This window comes from Streptomyces sp. T028, assembly GCF_048159505.1.
Classification (GTDB): domain Bacteria; phylum Actinomycetota; class Actinomycetes; order Streptomycetales; family Streptomycetaceae; genus Streptomyces.
Map to the genome: position 1 here is coordinate 1 of NZ_JBLRVZ010000130.1, position 2,510 is coordinate 2,510.

2 protein-coding genes are annotated in these 2,510 nt (G+C 71.1%); both read right to left on the minus strand.

Annotation, left to right across the window (positions count from 1 at the left end; all coding sequences use genetic code 11):
• Positions 1–104: 104 nt before the first annotated feature.
• Positions 105–1,835 carry a relaxase/mobilization nuclease domain-containing protein gene (locus tag ACLZN2_RS50850; protein WP_416987077.1) on the minus strand — a complete coding sequence of 577 codons (1,731 nt, stop codon included), beginning with the start codon at positions 1,833–1,835 and terminating at the stop codon, positions 105–107.
• Complete coding sequence (locus ACLZN2_RS50855) at positions 1,832–2,182, minus strand: plasmid mobilization protein (RefSeq protein ID WP_416987078.1); 351 nt, start codon at positions 2,180–2,182, stop codon at positions 1,832–1,834. Before ACLZN2_RS50855 ends, ACLZN2_RS50850 begins: the two co-directional genes overlap by 4 nt.
• Positions 2,183–2,510 lie beyond the last annotated feature (328 nt).

Genomic DNA, 2,510 nt, shown 5'->3' on the forward strand with positions numbered 1-2,510 from the left:
GCGGGCACGGCGTCGGAACATGCGGTCTCCATCCCTGTGTCGTCTGGCGGGCACATGGAGAGTGCCCTAAGCATCTGACCTGCCGCAACGTTAAAATTTCAGAATCACCTCGGCTTGCGCGGCCGGTCCGTCCGGCGAGTGGAAGCCTGCGCAGTACGCCCGCGGGTCCGGGCTGCCGCAGTGGCGCCGGGATCGGGCATTGTCGATGCGTCGGCTGGCAGATCGGCCATGCGGCGCAGCCGCCACACCAGCACGTCGCTGATCGAGCCGGCGGTGTCCAACTCCCGCCGCTCGGCGGCCTCGGTCAGCAGCGCGGCCGGGTCATGGCCGGCGCTCTCGGCGTCGGCGAGAGTAGCCGCCAGGGCGTACCAGCCGGCCTCGGCCAGGACCTGTTCGGCCAGTTCGGGCACCGCCTGGCGCAGGTAGGCGATCTGCTTGTGCCGCAGGGGCTGGGACAGTCGCCGGCCCCGCTGGTAGAGCACGCCGATGGGCATGCCGGCGGCGGCCTGATAGGCGGCGCGCAGGTGCTCGGCGGCCTCACGGGCTGCGGCGGCCTGCTGGGCGTGCTGTTTCTTGCCGTGCCAGTGGGCAGCGGCAGTGACCAGGAAGAACGCCATGTCGATCAGCATCGCCGTGGTCGCCCCGTCTTCCCCGCGGCCGAGCGCGGGGCCGCTGTAGACGAGGTCGCGGGCGGCCTGGCGCAGGGCGCGGTCGTGCCCGCGCTCGGCCCGGATGTGGGAGCGGGTGGCCCGCTCGAACGCGAAGGCTGCCTCTCGCAGTTGGGCACGGGTGTGAGCGGCGGAGGTCTTGGCGAGCGCGTCGAGGACCTCCCCGGCGGCGGCGATCTGCGCGGCCACTACCGCGTCGTCGCCCTGGTCGATGACCAGCAGCGCCTGCCATGCCGCCGTGGCCGCACTGCGCCGCGCCGTAGCCGGACCGTTTGGGACCGCGCCGGAGTCATGGTCCGACAGCGCCTCGCCGGCCGCGCGGGACGTGTCGTTACCGGACCAGCGTTGACGGATGCGGGGCAGAGACAGGTCCGGGGCGAGCGTGGAGCCCGCATAGAACACGGGCTCCTTGTCCTTGTTGCGGTCGTCAGGGAGGGCGACCTTGTAGCCGAGCAGGTCACCGGACGGTGCGACGCGCTTGTGGATCAGCACGCCGGCGGCGGCCAGCCGGTCGAAAAACTCCGCCTCGCTCGTGGCTCCGGCCGCTGCCTGCCGCACGGTCTCGCGCAGCTCCTCGCGGGCGGGCCGTTCACGGCCCTCGCGTTCGGCCTTGTGGCGCTCGGCGCTGGTGGGCCGCTTGGCGGCGGTCCCGTCTCCGGTGTTGAGGCGCCGCAGCCCGTAGTCGGCCTCGATCTTGCGGGCCTCGGCCTGCGAGCGCTTGCCGTCGTAGCGCAGCCGCGCCTGGCGTCCATCTTCGCGGACGATGGTGGCGATGATGTGGATGTGGTCGTCGGCGTGGCGTACGGCCGCCCAGCGGCAGCCCGCGCTGTCGCCGTCCGGGGCGATACCGGTGGCCGCGACCATGCGCCGGGCGATCTCGCCCCACTGCTCGTCGCTGAGGATCGGGTCCTCCGGCGCGGCCCGCACGGACAGGTGCCACACGTGTTTGGCGGGCCGGTCCTCCTTGGCCAGCATGTCGACGGGCTGGTCGAGGAGCCGCTGCAGGTCACCGTAGGTGGCGTTGGGGTCGCGGCCGGGGTCGGGGGCGAGGCTGTCCCAGGCGGCGACGAGGTGGGGGTCGATGTGCTCCTCGTGGGTGCCCGGTCCGTACAGGTAGTACAGCAGGCCGATGGTGCGCTTCCCGCGCGCGTGGACTCTGGGGATCATGCGGCTCGCGTCTGGTGGTCCAGCCGGTGCTGCGTGAAGGCATCCACCCGCTTCGCGGCGCGATGCACGGCCTGGAGAACAGCCTCGGCGTGCGGTGCGTCCGCACCCGAATTCAGGGTCCTTGCCACCTGGTTGAGGTTGTTGCCGATCTGGGCGAGATGGCGGCGCAGGCTGAACAGCTCAGCNATCACTTCGCGTTCGCCGGCTACCTCGGCGGCGGTGCGGGTGAGGTCACGGGCGGCGCTGAGGGCGGCGTGGGCGAGGAAGCCGGACGGGGTCATGGCGCACGCCGCGGCGGCGTCAACGAGGGCTTGTTTCTCTTCGTCGTTGAAGCGGCTGGCGATCAGGTGCGTACGGCTACTGGTGCTGGTCTTGCGCGGGCGGTTACGCGCGGGCGGCTTGTTCGGGGCGCTGTGCGCGCAGTGGGGGTTGTGACACGGGTGGGTCGGTTCCCCCCTCGGATGCGAGCCGCCCTCGGTCGCATCCGGACGGTCCAGTGCCCCCTGGCGCTGGACCTCTCCCGCCACCCCTGGGGCGGGAGACGCGACTGTATTACTCCCGTCGGGAGTAATACAGTCGCAACAACTTGCTGTGCGACGTGAGGTCGCATTTTCCGAAGTGAGGTGGATTTCGTGGAGAGGTTCTGACAAGGGAATTTCCTCCGAATCAGTGTCT

Bases quoted from the DNA above. Each gene is read 5' to 3' on its own strand.
- ACLZN2_RS50850 (WP_416987077.1), bottom strand. From the start codon at position 1,835: ATGATCCCCAGAGTCCACGCGCGCGGGAAGCGCACCATCGGCCTGCTG.